Source organism: Salinimicrobium profundisediminis, assembly GCF_026241755.1.
Taxonomy (GTDB): Bacteria; Bacteroidota; Bacteroidia; order Flavobacteriales; family Flavobacteriaceae; genus Salinimicrobium; species Salinimicrobium profundisediminis.
This window is the reverse complement of sequence record NZ_JAPJDA010000002.1, coordinates 152060-171054: the sequence shown is the minus strand read 5'-3', so window position 1 is coordinate 171054 and position 18995 is coordinate 152060. Positions and strand designations below refer to the sequence as shown.

The window sequence follows — 18995 nt, the reverse complement described above, 5'->3', positions numbered from 1 at the left end:
GTCCTTTAACGGATATTTAGCTAAAAATTGTTCATATTTGTAGCTGTTCCTTCAGGAGTTTTGAGACTCATTACGGAAATTTACGAAAACGTTTTCATTAAAATAAACAACATGCCTTTTTATCACACCCTCGGAAAAATTCCGCATAAAAGACACACCGTCTTTAGAAAGCCCGATGGAAGCCTGTACTATGAACAGCTTTTTGGAACTATTGGCTTCGACGGAATGTATACAAATATGTATCACGAGCAGCGGCCTACGCAGGTAAAAGAGATTAAAGGGAGCTATGATGTACAGCCGAAGGTGGCTACTGAAAAGAATATACAGTCTTACAGGTTTAAAGGTTTCCAGGTAAAACCAGACCCAGATTACCTGAAGAGCCGAAAAGTGGTGCTTACCAATAGCGATGTAGATATTGCCCTGGCTGCGCCACAAAAATCTACAGAAGATTATTTCTATAAAAATGCAGATTCAGATGAGTTGCTTTTTATTCATAAAGGCAGCGGGAAGTTAAGAACCCACCTGGGAAACCTGGATTTTAAATACGGAGATTACCTGCTAATTCCCCGCGGAACCATTTATAAACTTGATTTTGATGATGAAGTGAACAGGTTGTTCATTGTAGAATCGAGAAGGCCAATTTACACCCCAAAACGCTACCGTAATTATTTTGGGCAGTTGCTGGAGCATTCGCCTTTTTGCGAAAGGGATATTAGAAGGCCTTATGAGCTGGAAACAAATAATGAAAAAGGGGATTTTTTGATCAAGATCAAGAAACAGGGGAAAATATTTGATATGGTATACGCATCGCATCCGTTTGATGTAGTAGGTTACGATGGTTACAATTATCCCTATGCTTTTTCTATTCACGATTTTGAACCTATTACCGGCCGAATTCACCAGCCGCCACCGGTACACCAAACTTTTGAGACTGATGCCTTTGTGGTGTGTTCTTTTTGCCCCCGTCTTTACGATTACCACCCCGAAAGTATACCGGCGCCTTACAGTCACAGCAATATAGACAGCGATGAGGTTTTATATTACGTAGACGGCGATTTTATGAGCCGGAATGATATTGAAGCCGGGCATATTTCTTTGCATCCGGCGGGTATTCCTCACGGGCCACACCCAGGAGCGGTAGAGCGTAGTATAGGCCAGACTGAGACCGAAGAGCTGGCAGTGATGGTAGATACTTTTAAGCCCTTAATGGTGACCGAAGATGCCATGGAGATTGCAGATGACTCTTACCATAAATCATGGCTTGATCATTAAAAATAAAACCTTTCAAAAATGGCATTTTTGAGGGTTCAATAAATAACACTTTAAAGAAACATGTCGCACAGCGGCCTAAAATATATTTATTTATGTCTACTGAAAACACAACAGAAATAAAAAAGACCGTGCCACAGGCAGAAGATTTCCTGCCCATAATGGGTACAGATTATGTTGAACTCTATGTGGGGAATGCCAAGCAGGCAGCCTACTACTACCAACAGGCCTGGGGCTTTCAGCCTGTAGCTTATTCGGGGCTTGAATCGGGCAGCAAAGACAGGGTTTCCTATGTACTGCAGCAGGGGAAGATCAGATTGGTGCTTACCAGTCCTTTGCAACCGGGAGGCGAAATAAATGCCCATATAGACAAGCATGGAGATGGCGTTAAAGTAGTAGCCCTGTGGGTAGATGATGCCCGTAAGAGTTATGAAGAGACTACAAAACGAGGTGCGAAATCTTATTTTGAGCCTAAAGAGGTGAGTGACGAACATGGGCATGTAGTGCTTTCGGGAATTCACACCTATGGTGAAACAGTTCATGTGTTCGTGGAAAGAAAAAATTATTCGGGGCCATTTATGCCGGGCTACAAGGAATATAAACCCAATTTCCAGGTAAAGGATGTAGGTCTAAAATACATTGATCACATGGTAGGAAATGTGGGGTGGAATGAAATGAACAAGTGGTGTGAGTTCTACGCTAAAGTAATGGGCTTCGCACAAATGGTTTCTTTTGATGATAAGGATATTTCTACGGAATACACCGCCTTGATGAGTAAGGTGATGAGTAACGGTAACGGCCGTATCAAATTTCCTATTAATGAACCCGCCGAAGGAAAGAAGAAGTCCCAGATAGAAGAATACATTGATTTTTATAATGGAGCCGGCGTACAGCACATCGCTGTGGCTACAGATAATATCATAGAAACGGTTACTGCTTTGAGAGACCGGGGAGTTGAATTTCTTTATGTTCCCGAGGCATATTACGACGATGTTTTAGATCGGGTGGGAGAAATAGATGAAGAACTCGAGCCGTTAAAGGAGCTTGGGGTTTTGATAGATCGTGATGATGAAGGTTACCTGTTACAGATATTTACCAAGCCGGTTCTTGACAGGCCAACCATGTTCTTTGAGATCATTCAGAGAAAAGGAGCTCAATCTTTTGGAAAAGGTAATTTTAAAGCCCTTTTTGAAGCTATAGAAAGAGAACAAAATTTGCGGGGAACACTATAAATTAGATACCAACTCATTGATAATGTAGATTAAGACTTAAAAAAATAGGTTTTTACAAAAAGTTGCGTTAAAGTTATTTTTTTAGTTGTGTAATAGCTACTTATATAAGACTTTTGCACCGCAATTTTGGAGTGGTTACCAGGATTGGGAAAAAAATTACTTTTTTTTCATAATTTAAGTTTTAGTTGGTTAATAAGATTAAAAGCCCCGTCATTCGTTTGACGGGGCTTTTTGTTTTTAATACATTTGGAATAGAAATTGTAATTGTCATATCAAAACAACCTACGTGTATAAAATGAAGAAGATTACAGCGATTATAATTTCACTTATAGCTCTCAATGTTTCGGCTCAGTCCCATCAGGCTTTTGACGCCGGCGAATGGTTTAGGTTCCGTATTCATTACGGCATGTTTAACGCGAGCTTTGCCACCCTTGAAGTGAAGGAGACCACCTTAAGGAATAAACCTGTTTACCATGTAGTGGGACAGGGAAAATCTACCGGCTTATTGCACCTGTTCTTTAAGGTTGATGACAACTATGAAACCTTTATGGATAAGAAGAGTGGTGCTCCTCTCAGGTTTATAAGACAAATAGATGAGGGTGGCCATACCCGTGATCTTCTTGTAGATTTTGATCATGACAGTAATACCGCCCATGTTTTTAATAGAAAACGCAACACCAGGAATACCTACGCTATTCCCGAGAATGTTCAGGATATGCTTTCTTCTTTTTATTACCTGCGTAATAATCTTGATGTAAGTGCTATTGAAAAGGGAGAGATGTTTAGCATTAAAATGTTTATTGATGACGAGAATCACGATTTTAAGTTAAAATTCCTGGGGAGGGAGGTCGTAAAAACAAAAATGGGTAATATTGCGGCATTAAAATTTCGGCCCTACGTGTTAGCAGGAAGGGTTTTTGAAAAGAAAGAAAGCCTTACCATTTGGGTTAGTGATGATAAAAATCGCATGCCCCTAAAGATCAAAGCCGATCTTGCTGTAGGTTCTCTGAATGCTGATATTGATGCTTTTAAAGGCTTGAAATATCCGTTGAATATAATAATGAATTAAATATGAGCGTCATACAGCCCGAGATAGCCGAAAAGGTGCGGCAGCTGGAAGAAAAATTCCGAAATTCTGGCCAGGACCTTGGCTCTTATCTCGATGGTCTACTATACGACAAATACCTTACCTACTGGGATTATATCGAACTCGATACCCTTTTGAGCCTGCAAAAACCCAAAACTCATTTTCCCGATGAGGAGATCTTTATAGGGTACCATCAAATTACAGAACTTTATTTTAAGCTGGTGCTCCATGAAATGAAGCAGCTGGTTGAAGTTGAAGAGCTCAATGCCGATTTCTTTACTGAAAGGCTTAATCGTATTGTACGATACTTCCACATTCTAGCCCATTCTTTTGATGTAATGATTAAGGGGATGGACCGGGAGCAGTTCCTTAAATTCAGGATGGCCCTTTTACCGGCCAGCGGATTCCAGTCTGCCCAGTTCAGGATGATAGAGATTTATGCAACTCCACTACAAAACCTGGTGTTGCAGGCAAATCGGGAAGCATATCGCGCTAATACTAACCTTCAGGAGGTGTATCAAAACATCTATTGGAAGCGTGGCGGGATTAGTTCAGATACGGGAGAGAAAACACTTACCCTTAAGCAGTTTGAACAAAAATATGATGACGAGTTCTTGCGGCTAGCTCATAAGCTTCAGGGTAAAAACCTTCTTGCACTATATGACAAACTTCCGCAGGAAGAAAAAAACAATAAAAATCTTATTTCGGCGTTGCGTAATCTGGATGTTGCAGTCAATGTAAACTGGCTTCTGGTTCATATTGGTGCAGCGCAACGCTACCTTGTGGTGAAGAAACACGCTGTAAAAGCTACGGGAGGTACAAACTGGAAAGAGTTTTTGCCGCCCAGTTTTCAAAGGATTTTCTTCTTTCCCGAACTTTGGAGTGAAGAGGAAAAAAAGGAATGGGGTAGACAATGGGTAGAAGAAATGATAAATTAATAAAATATTGAAAGTGAAAAGACTTGGTTACCTGCTAATGTTGATGATGGTTATGACTGCCTGTAATAACCACAATGAAAAACCCGAAATAGCCGATAACACTGTTAAAGTAAAGGCGCCAGCTATTGTAAAAGAGTTTGGTTTTGTATTAAATGATTATGAAGTGGTGCGCGACACCATACGTTCGGGTGATAGTTTTGGACTTATTCTCGGCACGCATGGGGTAGACCCGAATAAGATTTTTGAAATCGTTAACAAAGTGCGGGATACCTTTAATCCGCGTAAAATAGTTCTTGGCAAGCCCTATGCAATTTTAAAGAGCCGGGATTCGGCTGCAACTCCAAATGTATTTATTTATGAGAACGACCTTGTAAATTATACCGTGGTAGATCTACGCGACAGCATTTCGGTATATACTGCCAAAAAGCCCGTTACCATTACAAAAAGATCAGTTTCTGGAGTGATAAATTCCAGTTTGACCGAGGCTATACAAGACGAGGGGCTAAGCTATCTTATTGCACATGAAATGAGCAATATTTACCAGTGGAGTATAGATTTTTTCAGGTTGCAGAAAGGAGACAGGTTTAAGCTGGTCTACAACGAGCGTTACATTAATGACAGCATTTATGCCGGGATCGAGAATATTGAAGCTTCGGTTTTTTACCATGAAGATAAGCCTTATTACGCTTTTAATTTCATGGTAGATTCTACTTCGGGAGAGCGTGATTATTACGATGAAAAAGCTCGCCCGCTACAGAGTTTCTTTTTAAAGGCACCGCTTAACTTTACCCGTATTTCGTCTCGTTTCAGCCCTAGAAGATTTCATCCGGTGCAGCAAAGATGGAAGGCTCATAAAGGTACAGATTACGCAGCACCTCATGGTACGCCAATTTGGAGCACAGCAAATGGTGTGGTTATCGCATCTTCCTACACTGCCGGAAATGGTAATTATGTTAAGATAAAACACAACGGCACCTATACCACCCAGTACCTGCACATGTCAAAACGTGCGGTAAAGCAGGGGCAGCGTGTAAAGCAGGGAGATATTATTGGCTATGTAGGTAGTACAGGACTGGCCACCGGGCCGCATGTTTGCTACCGCTTCTGGAAGAATGGCGTGCAGGTAGATCCATTCCGTCAAAACCTTCCGGCAGCCGAGCCTATTGAAGATAAATACATCCCGTCTTACTTTGCGGCTATTGAGCCTTTGAAGACGGAGCTGGGAAAAATTGAATTTAAAGAACCTATTTAAAATGACTAACACTAATCCAATCCATACCAAAGCCTGGAAAAAACTTCAGGCTCACTTTTCTGAAATAAAAGATCTTAACCTAAAGGAAGCTTTTCAAAAAGACCCTAATCGGGCCGATGCCTTTACTCTTAAGTGGGAAGATTTTTATGTAGACTACAGCAAAAATTTAATTACTGAAGAAACACGTGACCTCCTTACTGCTCTTGCTGAAGAAGCCGGATTAAAGGAGGCTATAAATGCCCTTTTTGAAGGGGAAGAAATCAACAGGACCGAGGGGCGTTCCGTATTGCATACAGCCTTGAGAAGCAAAGCTGATGCCGATGTGAGAGTTGACGGTGAGAACGTAATGCCTGAAGTCTATGAGGTCAAAGAGAAGATCAGGGAGTTTTCTTATTCGGTTATTACAGGTGCCAAAAAAGGCTTTACAGGTAAGGCTTTCACCGATGTTGTGAACATTGGGATTGGGGGCTCAGACCTTGGCCCGGTAATGGTTACTGAAGCACTTGAGTATTATAAAAACCATCTGAAAGTACATTTTGTATCTAATGTTGATGGAGACCATGTACAGGAGGTAATTAAAGACCTTAATCCTGAGACTACCCTTTTCATTATCGTATCTAAATCTTTCTCAACTCAGGAAACTTTGGCAAATTCCACTACAATTAGAAAGTGGTTCACCAAAAAAGCACCGGCCGATGCTGTGGCTAAACATTTTGTAGCTGTTTCGAGTAATGTAAAGGCGGTAGAAGAGTTTGGGATTGAAACTCAGAACATTTTCCCCATGTGGGACTGGGTTGGAGGCCGTTTTTCTCTCTGGAGCGCTGTGGGGCTTTCTATAAGTCTTTCTATAGGGTATGACAATTTTAATGCGCTACTCGAAGGTGCCCGAAAAATGGATGAACATTTTAAGGAGACATCGTTCGAAAAAAATATTCCCATTCAACTGGCACTTTTGACAGTCTGGTACAACAACTTCTTTAAAGCTGAAACCCAGGCAGTCATTCCTTATACGCAGTACCTTCACCGTTTCCCTGCTTACCTGCAACAGGCAATTATGGAAAGTAACGGAAAAGGTGTAGATCGCAATGGAAACGAGGTGAACTACCAAACCGGAAACATCGTTTGGGGTGAACCCGGTACTAATTCGCAGCATGCTTTCTTCCAGCTTATTCACCAGGGAACAAAACTTATTCCTGCCGATTTTATTGGCTTCAGAAAGTCTCTCCATAACGAGCAGGAGCATCATAATAAGTTGATGGCAAACTATTTTGCACAGACCGAAGCTTTACTGCAGGGAAAATCTTCAGAAGAAGTTCGAAAAGAACTGGAGGATAAAAATACTTCCGAAGAAAAGATTGAAAAAATATTGCCATTTAAGGTTTTTAAGGGGAATAATCCTACCACCACTATTCTTGTAGATCAACTTTCTCCTGAAAGCTTTGGAAAGCTAATTGCATTGTACGAACATCAAATTTTTGTTCAGGGTATTATCTGGAACATATATAGTTACGATCAATGGGGGGTAGAACTGGGCAAGCAACTTGCAACTGCAATTCTTGATGAAATCGAGAAAAATGACGTGGGAACGCATGATTCTTCCACTACGAATTTGTTAAAATTTTATCTTTCAGAATAACAGTTAGTTAGCTAAATATTCATTTATTAAACAACCCTCTGGTAAACAGGGGGTTGTTTTGTTTTGTCTTTGTTGAAAACCTCTTGTTTTTTGTGAAAAATTCTTAACCTTTAGTTAAAGGATATTTTTAAAGAAAGTTGTTCTTTTGCAGCAACTTTATAAACACAAACTAACAAATTACACAATGAGAAAATTTTTAGCGTTAGCGTTATTTTTAACGTCAGCTACAATTTTTGCACAAGGAACAATTACCGGTACGGTAATCGATTCTGACATGGATGCGCCGCTACCGGGGGCAAATGTACTGGTAGTGGGCACCAACGCAGGTGGCATGACCGATTTTGGTGGAAAATTCAGTATTCAGACTGATCGTACATCGGGAGTTGTAGAAATTACTTACGTAGGATTTGAAGCAATTCGCGTGCCATTTACAGTTCAGAATGGACAAACTGTTGATCTTGGCAGAATTTTAATTTCGCCAGATGCTGATGCATTAGAAGAAGTGATCATTACTTCTTATTCTATTGCGATTGATCGTAAAACTCCGGTGGCTGTTTCTACGATTAAAGCTGAAGCAATTGAGCAAAGATTGGGAAATCAGGAATTTCCTGAAATTTTAAAATCCACTCCGGGAGTTTACGCAACCAAAGGTGGTGGTGGTTTTGGTGATGCAGAAATTAGACTGAGAGGTTTCGATTCTGAGAACATCGCCGTGATGATCAACGGGATTCCGGTGAACGACATGGAAAATGGTCGTGTATACTGGAGTAACTGGGCTGGTCTTTCAGATGTTACAAGATTTATGCAGGTTCAACGTGGACTTGGAGCTTCAAAAGTTGCTGTGCCTTCTATTGGTGGAACAATTAACATTGTAACTAAAACTACCGATGCAGAAAAAGGTGGAAGCGTTCTTTACTCTTTAGGAAATGACGGGTATAATAAAGTGGGCGCAACACTTTCAACCGGAAAAATGGATAATGGCTGGGCAGCAACTGTATCTGGTTCCAAAACTGAGGGAGATGGATACGTTGATGGCACACAATTCTCTGGTTTTTCATACTTCGTAAATGTGGCTAAAGAACTTGGTGAAGATCATGAACTTTCCTTTACTGCCTTTGGTGCACAACAGGAACATGGTCAACGTCAAAATGCTGAGCAGTTAATAACTTACAGACAAAGCGAAAGCGGTACCCGCTTTAACAGAGACTGGGGTTATCGTGATGGGCAGGTGGTGAGTATTGAAGACAACTTCTTCCATAAACCACAAATATCTCTAAACCATTACTGGGATATATCAGATAACACAAAATTGTCAACAGTTGCTTATGCTTCCTTCGGTTCCGGTGGAGGTGGTGGATTTGGTGGTGTCGACAAGTTTGGCCTTAAATCAAAATACAGAGACGGCTTTCTTCAGCCTGTAAACCTTGATCTTATTGTAGAAGAAAACGTAGAGCTTGGTGCTTTAGGTTCAGAAACTTACTTGAGAGCTTCAAGAAACAACCATGAGTGGTACGGTCTTCTTTCTACAATTTCTTCCGAAGTAGTAGAAAATCTTGAAGTAACGGGAGGTATAGATTTAAGATACTACGAAGGTGAGCACTATACTGAACTTACCGATTTATTAGGAGGTCAATATGTTTTTGATGATGCTAACGTAAATAATCCTTTAAATGCAGCTCAGGTTGGAGATAAGATTGATTACTATAATGATGGTCTTGTAGGATGGCTTGGTGCTTTTGCACAAGCAGAATATTCAAAAGATAAGCTTTCTGCTTTTATTAACGTTGCCGCTTCAAATACTTCTTATAAAAGAATTGATTACTTTAGATATGAAGTAGGAAATCAGGAAACCGAATGGGTAGATTTCTTTGGTTACAGTGCAAAAGGTGGTGCTAACTACAACCTTACTGATACTCACAATGTTTTTGCTAACATTGGCTATTTTGAAAAAGCACCGTTTATGAACGCTGTATTTCTTAATAATACAAATGATATAAATGAAGATGCTGAGAATCAAAAGATCTTTAGTGCAGAATTAGGATACGGTTTTAGAAGCCGTAACTTTAGAGTAGATCTTAACGCTTACTACACAAAATGGGATGACAAGACATTAACTGAAACTTTCCGTCAGGAAGATGGAACTTTTGGTTCAGCAAACATTCTTGGTCTTAATGCGCTTCACCAGGGTATCGAGTTAGAAGTTAACTATCGTCCATTCGAAAACCTTACTCTTAATGGTATGGCTTCTATTGGAGACTGGACCTGGGAAAATGATGTAACAGGAGTTGCGGTAATTGATGAAACAGGACAATTTCTACGCGAAGTGAACCTTTATGTTGAGGGTCTTAAAGTTGGTGGTTCTGCTCAAAATAGTTTTGCTGCCGGTGCCGATTTCGAGCCCATGGAAGGTACTCACATTCGTTTAAACTGGAATTACTTTGATGCCCTTTATGCAGACTTTGACCCTGCAAGACGTGATGACGCAACTTTAGGACAGTCATACGAAGTACCTGCCTATGGTTTGGTAGATTTTGGAGTCACTTACAATTTCGACTTTGGCGGATTTGATGCTACATTGATTGGAAACGTAAACAACGTATTGGACACAGAATATATTTCTGTAGCCAGAGACAGTGGTTTCTTCTATGGTTTTGGAAGAACCTTCAACATCGGAACAAAGCTTAATTTCTAAAAAAAGAAAAATGAAAAAATTAGTTTATTTATTAATGATGGTCATAGGGGCGACTTTTACCAGTTGCGAACCTATGGATGACGTTCATGCTGAGATCGATGAGATTATTGCAACCGATCCTTTGGTAGGTATTCTTGAGTACACACTTACCGAAGAGGATTACACAGCTATGGGACTTAAGAATGAATATTTTGCATCAGTAGACAGTGCCAATATTGAGATAACCGAATATTTAGGTGAAACTTACCCACTTTGGGGGAGTAAATCTTTAGCTTCTATCACTGCTAATGTGGCAAATCCTTTAATTGAAGTTGATGAAGCCGTAGAATACACAGTTACTGAAGAAGATTATGTTGCCTTAGGTTTCGACTTTAAGAATTTTGACAGTGCAGATGATATGGTGAGATTCTTAAGCAATAAATTTCCAGATGCAGAAACCGGAGAGACAGTAGAATTGACCTATGAATATTACTCTGGTTCAACAAATACTGAAACTAAAAGATTTGTGAAGGCCCAGAATACTTGGTTTCCAGCTGTACTTTTAGAAAAAGGAGATTATAATGAAATGGGGCAGAGATATGCGAATTTCTCAAATCGGGAAGATGCTGAAAATCTTCTTCCAAATTTTCTAAAATTAAGATTTCCTTATGCTCTTGAAGGTGAAAAAAGAGCAGTTATTTATGATCTTCATCTAGGTGGCGGTAAAACAAAGGAGATACTTCAGTTATTAGATTTTAATGGTTTAAAGTGGACTACCACTGGCGGCGTTATTGAAATGTTGCTACAGTATGGCCACAATGGTGAAGTTTGGGAACCAGATAACACTATTATCTATACATTAACTCCTGCAGATTATACTCTTACCGGAAATGGAAAATACGGTAACTTCAACTATTGGGATCAGGATGATTATGATGCAGCATTTGAAAATATCATTACTGTTCTGGAGGCAAGATTCCCAGAAGCTGAAATAGGCCAGAAGTTCCTCGTTTACTTTATAGGTTATGCAGGAGCACCTGCTACATATAGCGTAAATGTCATCGTAAATGATGAAGGGGAATTCGTCCTCAACGAATAACAGCAAAACACTTCAAACCGTCACTCTTAGTGGCGGTTTTTTTTTATCCATATTTACAAGAATGAAAAAAAATATTTATTCACTATTAGTCAGTTTTTTATTCCTATTTGCCTGTAGTACAGACGATGATAATAATAAAGTACCTAATCCGCCTGTAGATCCCGAGGTTCCTTCGGAAGAAAGCATTTATGTGATTCCCGATGCCCTGGTTGGGTATTATGACAGTGTCGATTTTACACTTTCTACTGAAGAGCTTTATGATGAACTTGCAGTTCTTACCATAGAGAAACATAAAAATATTCTGGGGTATATAGATCGTCATGATTACCTCTATGATGCCGATGAAGATCCATCCAATCCTGCAAATGTCCTCTTATTATATTCGGGCGAAAGCAGAAGTAAAGATGAGTACCAATCTTCAGGAAATCCTAATGATGTTCAAACCTTCAACACAGAGCACGTTTATCCAAAATCTCTTCTTGAGGGTGACGCCATTGCCGACCTTCACATTCTGCGGGTGGCCGATATTGAAATAAATGAGTCAAGGTTGAACTTTCCTTATGTTGATGGCGATGGACAGTATAAACTGGTTAATAATAACGCTTTCTATCCAGGTGATGAATGGCGTGGAGATGTTGCCAGGATGATCATGTACATGAACCTTAGATACAATGAGCCTTTTGACGAAGTTGGTGACCTTGACCTGTTCCTGGAATGGAATGCTGAAGACCCTGTTTCCAATTTCGAGATCCAGAGAAACGAAGTTATTTTCGATGCCCAGGGTAACAGGAACCCTTTTATAGATAACCCTCACCTGGCAACCAACATTTGGGGTGGAGACGAGGCTGAAAACCGCTGGGATGGCGAAGCCGATTCTACAGATGATGAAGCTCCATCTGTTCCTGAAGGTCTTACTGTAGATGAAAAAGGTTTCGAAAATATCAAGATCTCCTGGAATGCTTCAACAGATAATGTTGCGGTAACAAAATATTATATTGAAGTGAATGGAGCGTACTATACAACTGTTACTTCAACAACTGCTAATATTATTGACCTGGCACCCGGAACAACTTACTCCATCACAGTAGCTGCTGGAGATTCGGCTGGTAACGATTCCGATGAAAGTACAGCTCTTGAAGTAACCACCATTGCCGATGAAGAGGCACCATCTGTGCCACAAGATCTTGCTGTGACAGGATCCAGTTCTTCAAGTATCTCATTGTCCTGGACTGCATCCTCAGATAATGCAGTTGTTCAGGGTTATGATATTTACATTGATGGTGAATTCTATAAGAATGTAGAAACTGTAGAATATACTATTGCCGGTCTTGATGCCGATCAAACTTATTCATTTACTGTTGCAGCTGTAGATATCTACAACAATACTTCAGCTCAAAGTACTGCTGTTGAAGGTACAACAGATGCTGATACAGGTGATTCTGAAGGAGCTTCTTCAGTAATTATTTCTGAATATATTGAAGGTTCTTTTGGATTTAATAAAGCTCTTGAAATTGCCAACTTTTCAGATGATTCTGTAGATCTTGATTCTTATTCGCTTATGAAGATCACCAATGCAGGAGAAACCTGGGATAATGAATTTAGCCTTGCCGGGTATACCTTAGAGGCAGGAGAAGTTCTCGTAATTGTGAATGTTGATGCCGACAGGCAGGGTCTTCTTGATGCTGCCGATATCAAAACCGATCACCAGGTTGTAAACTTCAACGGGAATGATCCAATAGGACTTTTCCTTGACGGTGTACTGGTTGATATGCTGGGTGAAAAAGGAGGTGCCGATTTTGCAAAAGATGTGAATCTTAGAAGAAAACCCGGATCCACACCCAATACTACCTTTGTGCCCGATGAGTGGGAAACTTTCAGCGATGAGAATACCGAAGGTCTTGGAGCCTTTTAAATTGTGAAATCCATCATACAAGCCGCTCCTTTCCTGGAGCGGTTTTTTTATTTAAATAACTTATCTTTACCCCAATAAATCTACTATTATGCACGAAACTGTACTCTTTATCCACTCCTGGTGGGCGTATCTGGTCTTGCTGGTCCTTCTTGTTGCAACTGTGAATTTTATCATTGGCATTTCCTCGAAAAAAGAATATGCTGCAACAGATTTTCGATTGGCTTTATTTTCGCTAATTGTGTCGCATATCCAGCTTCTTATTGGGATTGTTCTCTACTTTATTTCTCCCTATTTTAAAGCCTTTGGGCAACTGGGAATGGGAGAGGTAATGAAAGATTCCACCTTGCGACTTTACCTTGTGGAGCACCCGCTTATAATGGTTATTGCTGTGGCATTGATCACTATTGGATATTCAAAACACAAAAATAAGCGCCTGTCTAACCAAAAATTTAAAACACTCGGTATATTCTACGGTCTTGCCCTGGTTTTTGTGCTTTCGCGAATTCCATGGTCTGCCTGGTTCTAATCGGCTTCTTTGGTTAGGATGATGTACACCGGAAAGTGATCACTAAATCCACTCGTAAATCCTGACTGTCCAAAACTTCGGAAAGGATAATTCTTATAAGTCCCCTTAGAGGTAATAAGAAACAGCGGATTAAAAATATAAGCCCTGAAAAATGTCAGTTTTTCAGGGCTTTTTTCTATTAAAGATTTTGATACCAGAATCTGGTCAAACAAATTCCACTGGTCGCGATATGCCGAAGTTCCGGCTCCTTCCGAAGCAATTGCAGCAAAAGGATTGTATAATCCACCAAATTCTACCTGCTCCTTCTTTGCCCTGGCTCCCAGGATTTTGTTCAGGCTGGCATTGGCTGGATCATCATTAAAATCTCCCATATTTACTATCATGGCATAAGGATCCTGCCTTTGTAGAGAGTCTACAATGGATTTATTAAGCCTCGCAGCCTCTGCTCTCTTATAACTGCTTAGTTTTTCCCCGCCACTGCGCGAAGGCCAGTGATTTACAATAAAGTGAATATCCTCGCTGTCTATAGATCCGCTCACTACCAGTTGATCTCGGGTAAAATCCCTTTTAGAAGTGTTTTTTGCCTCGTAGATCAATAGCGTATGTTTCTTCCAGTCCTTTAACTTAAAGGTATTTGCTCTGTAGAGTAGTGCGACATCAATACCCCTTTCATCTGGAGAGTCGCTGTGCACGATCTGGTAATTATAGGGTGCCAAAAGTGGCATTTTTACGAGGTCTTCCAGCACCTGAAGGTTCTCGATCTCACATAGCCCCACAATTGCTGGGGGTGATGGCAGCTCCTCTCTTCCCATGCTGCTTATCACCCGCGCCAGGTTCTCCAGCTTCTTTTGGTATAGTTTTTCTGTCCATCTGTACTTGCCCGAAGGTGTGAAATCTTCATCAAAAGTGTCTGGGGAATCGTAAATATCGAAGAGGTTTTCAACATTATAAAAACCGATACTGTAAGCATTATAGTCCCTTTTTTCCTGTGCTTCTGCCAGTTGATAAGCAAGAATGGAGATGCTAAGGATCAATAAATTAAGTGATTTTTGCAGCACCGGATTTTCTTTTGTTAAAAATGATAGGAATCAGATTAAAGATAGAATAAAAAATGTATTATTGCTCCATAAATGCCTCCCCTGTAATGTTTTATGAAAATATTTTCTTTTGGGAGGATCCTGTTTTCTTTCCTGTTTCTGTCTGCAGCTGCTTTTGGGCAGCAGGTTAGCGGTGTTGTGATCGATCAGGTTTCGGGAGAGCCTCTTAGTGGCGTTTCTGTTACTATTTCCAATGCTGTCGTGGAGAAAACTTCAGATATTGAAGGTGTTTTTGTTTTTTCTGAAGGGCTTCCGCAGGGAGAGCAAATTCTTACACTCTCCAAAAATGGCTTTTTCAGCAAACATTTTCCGCTTAAAATTACTTCTGAAGATATAAACCTCGGCCAGATTCCTTTAGTTCCCAACCTGCCCGAAATGCAGCGGCAAACCGAAATCATATCTCTTGGCGACCACGAGCTGGACGAAGAACAAAGTGTATCAAATATTTCGTGGCTCTTGCAGGCTTCTAAAGATGTTTTTCTGAATGCAGCTGCTTTCGACTTTAGTCCCAACTTTTTTCGGCCTCGCGGTTACGACAGTGAATATGGGAAAGTACTCATCAACGGTATAGAAATGAATAAAATTTTTTCCGGAAGGCCGTTGTGGAGCAATTGGGGCGGATTAAATGATGTGCAACGCAACCAGGAATTCTCTAACGGCACCACCCCTTCTTCGGTCTCATTTGGAGGGCCGGCCGGTACCACGAATATCATCATGAGGGCTTCTCAATATACCCACGGCGGCAAATTTTCTTATGCCGTGGCCAACAGGTCGTATTCCGGGAGGGCTATGGGCAGCTACCATAGTGGTTTATTGGCTTCAGGCTGGGCGTATTCTTTTTCTGTGGCAAGGCGTTTTGCTGAAGAAAGTTTTGTTGACGGGACTATCTATGACGCCAACTCATTTTTTGCTTCCGTAGAAAAGAAAATCAATGATTCGCATAGCCTGAATTTCACCGGATTCTACACTCCAAACAAACGCGGCCGAAATTCGCCCAACACTCAGGAAGTTTTTGAGTTGAAAGGGAACAGCTACAATGCGTATTGGGGATGGCAGGATGGAGAGATTAGGAATTCACGGGTGCAGGTTGTAGAGGAACCTGTATTTATGCTCAACCATTCCTGGACTGTGAATAAAGCTCTTGAAATAAATACCGGTGTCGCATACCAGTTTGGGAAGATTGGGAACAGCAGAATTGAATATGGCGGTAGCCGGTTATATCGTGAGGGTACCGAAGATATCTTTTTGGGCGGGGGCAGCAATCCCGACCCTGCCTATTATCAAAAGCTGCCATCTTACTTTCTAAGATTCACAGATGCACAAAATTTCAGGGAAGCTTACCTGGCAGAGCAGGAATTCCGGAGCTTTGGGCAAATTAACTGGGGTGAACTCTATCTTGCAAATGAATCGGCTACCGTAGCTGGCGGTAACGCGGTTTATGCTCTTTATGAAGACAGGGTCGATGACCGGCAAATTTCTGCAGCCTCAAATTTCAGGTATGTGGTCTCTTCTCAACTTGCAATCACGGGAGGTGTAGATTTCAGGCAGCTTGAAAGTGAAAATTTTGCTTCGGTACTTGATCTCTTTGGTGCAACCTCTTTTTTGGATGTCGATGCCTTTTCAACAGGATCAAAGGCGCAGAATGACCTCAAGAATCCAAATAAATTAGTTTCCGAAAATGACATTTTTAAGTACCACTACAGCTTTGATGCCACGAAAGGCGGCGGATTTCTTCAGGCGGAGTTTAACCTTCAGAAAATAGAGACTTACCTGGCTATCGAAACTTCGGCTACCACTTACCGGCGCACCGGCCACTTTCAGAATGGCAATTTCCCCGACAATTCCCTGGAAGAAAGCGAAAAAATCAACTTTGGGAATTACGGTGTGAAGGGCGGGATCACCTATAAATTGAATGGCAGGAATTACTTCAGTACTAATCTTTCTGGGTTTACCAAACCTCCGGCGTTGCGAAATAGTTTCTCAAATGCGCGGCAAAACAATGATGTGGTTCTTGGGCTCAGGAGTGAAAAAATAATGACTGCCGATGCAGGTTACCAAATCCGAATGCCTTTTCTCACCGGAAGAATCACCGGATTTTATGGTCTATTTGAAGACGCTACCGAAGTTTCCTTCTATTATGCCGATGGGCTTGCAGGTTCAGGAAGAGACGTAACCAACGCCTTTGTTCAGGAAATTATGACCGGTATAGATAAGCGGCATGTGGGGGTTGAATTTGGGCTGGAAATTCCGGTTACTACTACCCTAAAAATACGCTCTGCGGGTTCAATTGGTGAATACATGTACCAAAGTAATCCCAATATCTACCTCACTTCAGATGATTTTACTGAAGTCCGCCACATGGGGCAGACTTTCCTGGAGGGATACAGGCTTCCGGGTGGTCCGCAGCGAGCAGTACAGGTAGGGTTTGAATATCGGGATCCTGCGTATTGGTGGGTCTCGGCTTCTGCCAACTTCTTTTCTAAATCCTTTATAGATGTTGCCCCTCTTCCACGGACCAAAAATTTTGAGACCGACCTTGATGGCTTGCCGCTGCTGAATTTTGATGAATTCATAGCAAAACAATTATTGAAGCAGGAAGAATTTGAAAGCTACATGCTGGTAAATGTGGTGGGAGGTAAATCCTGGAGAATTAAGAACAGGTTTTTTGGCATTTTTGCCAGCCTCAACAACATACTGGATACCACCTACAAAACCGGAGGTTATGAACAGTCCCGCAACGTCAATTACACGCTGCTTAAAGCCGATATGGAGAGGGATAAACCCCTTTTTGGATCTAAATACTGGTTTGGCCCCGGCACTACTTATTACGCTCACGTTTATTTAAGATTCTAAAAAATGAAGAGAATTTTGCCATTTTTGAGCCTGTTGATTATTGTTTCCTGTGCTCCTGAAGATGATTTTACTGCACCTGCCGTGACGATTACTCCTGTAGAGACCAACATTGATCTACAGGCGGTGGTGGGAATGTTTATGCAAGATCAGGAAAGGGTTTTGAGCTTTGATAAAGATCTCGTGCTTGAGGCTTATGTGGTTTCCAGCGATGAAGCCGGGAATTTTTATAAAGAAATGGTGGTGCAGGACAAACCGGAGCAGCCCAGAGCAGGGTTAAATATTAAACTGAACATGACCTCCTACTACCAGTTCTATAACTTCGGAAGAAAAGTGTATATTCACCTTAACGGCCTTAGTGTTGGGCAGGTGAACGGCATAGCAACACTTGGCGTGGCCGACGGAAACCAGATTGTAAATATTCCTGAATCGCAGGTTACTTTGCATATAAGCAGAAGTGCAGAGGTAGCTCAAATCACCCCGAAGCTCATAAAAGCTTCAGAATTTGGTGATGTACTGGAGAACCTGTACGTGCAAATTGAGAATGTGCAGTTCAATAAATTGCTGGTCATCCCTCAAAATCCTGCAACTTATGCAGCAGAAGAAAATGATGAGTTTGACGGCGAAAGGCTGGTAGAGAGCTGCGCGGGAGATTTTCCCTTTATAATTAGCACCAGTACCTATGCCGATTTTGCTGCTCTAAAGCTGCCCACCGGTTCGGGGAGCGTGCAGGGAATTTTGACCAGAGATTTCTATGATGAAATTTATACCATTTATATGAACCTTCCGGGAGATATAAGCTTCAGCAATAACACGCGCTGTGATCCTGAAACTTATAATTGCGGCCTGGCTACATCAGGAGGAAGCAAAATCCTGTTTGAAGATGATTTCAGTTTACAGAAGAACAATAAACCTGTTGATGGAAAAGGCTGGAAAAACATTATCCAGGAAGGTTCCCGCCCATGGGAGGCTTTTACTGCCACAGGGGCAAACGCTTCCCTCGGCCGATCGGCCAGGATGAGACCGGCAGGTTCGGGTGATGCCCGCAGCCTTAGCTGGCTTATTACGCCAAAGATCAATTTTGATACTAATTCGGCAGAAGTACTCAGATTTAAAACTTCTACAAGTATGGCAAATGGCAGTTTTATGGAAGTGCTTATTTCTATCGACTGGGATGGTTCCGAAGAGAACCTTTTAAAAGCGGAATGGAAAATCCTTTCGGCCGCAAACATAGCAGCAAATAACGATTTCTTTGGCGATTGGATTTCCTCGGGCCTGGTTGACCTTTCGTGCGTAACAGGTAAAGGTTTTATCGCCTTTAGGTATACCGGGAGTGACCATTCGTATTACAACGGCATCTATGAGCTTGACGATGTTCTTATTACTGCTGATTAATACCTTATGAGAAAACTTATATTTGCGTCAA

At 41.3% G+C, this 18995-nt stretch carries 13 protein-coding genes; 12 read left to right on the top strand and 1 reads right to left on the bottom strand.

The window, feature by feature from the left end; translation table 11 throughout:
* The first annotated feature begins 111 nt into the window (after positions 1–111).
* The 10 genes from OQ279_RS01930 (at position 112) to OQ279_RS01885 (ending at position 13622) form a co-directional block, all read left to right on the top strand.
* Complete coding sequence (locus OQ279_RS01930; RefSeq protein WP_266068078.1) at positions 112–1272, top strand: homogentisate 1,2-dioxygenase; 1161 nt, start codon at positions 112–114, stop codon at positions 1270–1272.
* Between the two features lie 92 nt (positions 1273–1364).
* The gene (gene hppD / locus OQ279_RS01925; protein WP_266068077.1) at positions 1365–2501 is read left to right on the top strand and encodes a 4-hydroxyphenylpyruvate dioxygenase; all 1137 of its coding nucleotides are present in this window, start codon (positions 1365–1367) and stop codon (positions 2499–2501) included.
* A 295-nt stretch (positions 2502–2796) separates the two neighbouring features.
* On the top strand, positions 2797–3570 hold the full coding sequence (locus tag OQ279_RS01920) for a DUF3108 domain-containing protein (RefSeq protein ID WP_266068076.1): 774 nt from the start codon (positions 2797–2799) through the stop codon (positions 3568–3570).
* A 2-nt stretch (positions 3571–3572) separates the two neighbouring features.
* Entirely contained in the window at positions 3573–4526 is a 954-nt protein-coding gene (locus OQ279_RS01915) for a tryptophan 2,3-dioxygenase family protein (protein ID WP_266068075.1), read from the top strand.
* Positions 4527–4539: 13 nt separating this feature from the next.
* Entirely contained in the window at positions 4540–5778 is a 1239-nt protein-coding gene (locus OQ279_RS01910; protein ID WP_266068074.1) for a peptidoglycan DD-metalloendopeptidase family protein, read from the top strand.
* A gap of 1 nt (position 5779) precedes the next feature.
* A complete protein-coding gene (gene pgi, locus OQ279_RS01905; RefSeq protein WP_266068073.1) occupies positions 5780–7414 on the top strand; it encodes a glucose-6-phosphate isomerase in 1635 nt (544 codons plus the stop codon).
* Positions 7415–7598: 184 nt separating this feature from the next.
* A complete protein-coding gene (locus tag OQ279_RS01900) occupies positions 7599–10106 on the top strand; it encodes a TonB-dependent receptor (protein ID WP_266068072.1) in 2508 nt (835 codons plus the stop codon).
* 10 nt (positions 10107–10116) lie between these two features.
* Positions 10117–11184 (top strand): hypothetical protein, encoded by a 1068-nt coding sequence (locus OQ279_RS01895; protein ID WP_266068071.1) that lies wholly within the window; start codon positions 10117–10119, stop codon positions 11182–11184.
* Between the two features lie 61 nt (positions 11185–11245).
* Positions 11246–13096: an endonuclease gene (locus tag OQ279_RS01890; RefSeq protein ID WP_266068070.1), complete on the top strand. Its 1851-nt coding sequence runs from the start codon at positions 11246–11248 to the stop codon at positions 13094–13096.
* An 88-nt stretch (positions 13097–13184) separates the two neighbouring features.
* Entirely contained in the window at positions 13185–13622 is a 438-nt protein-coding gene (locus OQ279_RS01885) for a hypothetical protein (RefSeq protein WP_266068069.1), read from the top strand.
* Here OQ279_RS01885 and OQ279_RS01880 read toward each other — a convergent pair.
* Complete coding sequence (locus tag OQ279_RS01880) at positions 13619–14680, bottom strand: endonuclease/exonuclease/phosphatase family protein (RefSeq protein WP_370866484.1); 1062 nt, start codon at positions 14678–14680, stop codon at positions 13619–13621. The genes OQ279_RS01885 and OQ279_RS01880 overlap by 4 nt on opposite strands.
* A gap of 93 nt (positions 14681–14773) precedes the next feature.
* On the opposite strand from OQ279_RS01880, the gene OQ279_RS01875 reads away from it, so the two are divergent.
* Positions 14774–17572: a carboxypeptidase-like regulatory domain-containing protein gene (locus OQ279_RS01875; RefSeq protein WP_266068068.1), complete on the top strand. Its 2799-nt coding sequence runs from the start codon at positions 14774–14776 to the stop codon at positions 17570–17572.
* A 3-nt stretch (positions 17573–17575) separates the two neighbouring features.
* Positions 17576–18964, top strand: a complete 1389-nt coding sequence (locus OQ279_RS01870; protein ID WP_266068067.1) for a DUF5689 domain-containing protein — start codon at positions 17576–17578, stop codon at positions 18962–18964.
* The last annotated feature ends 31 nt before the right edge of the window (positions 18965–18995 follow it).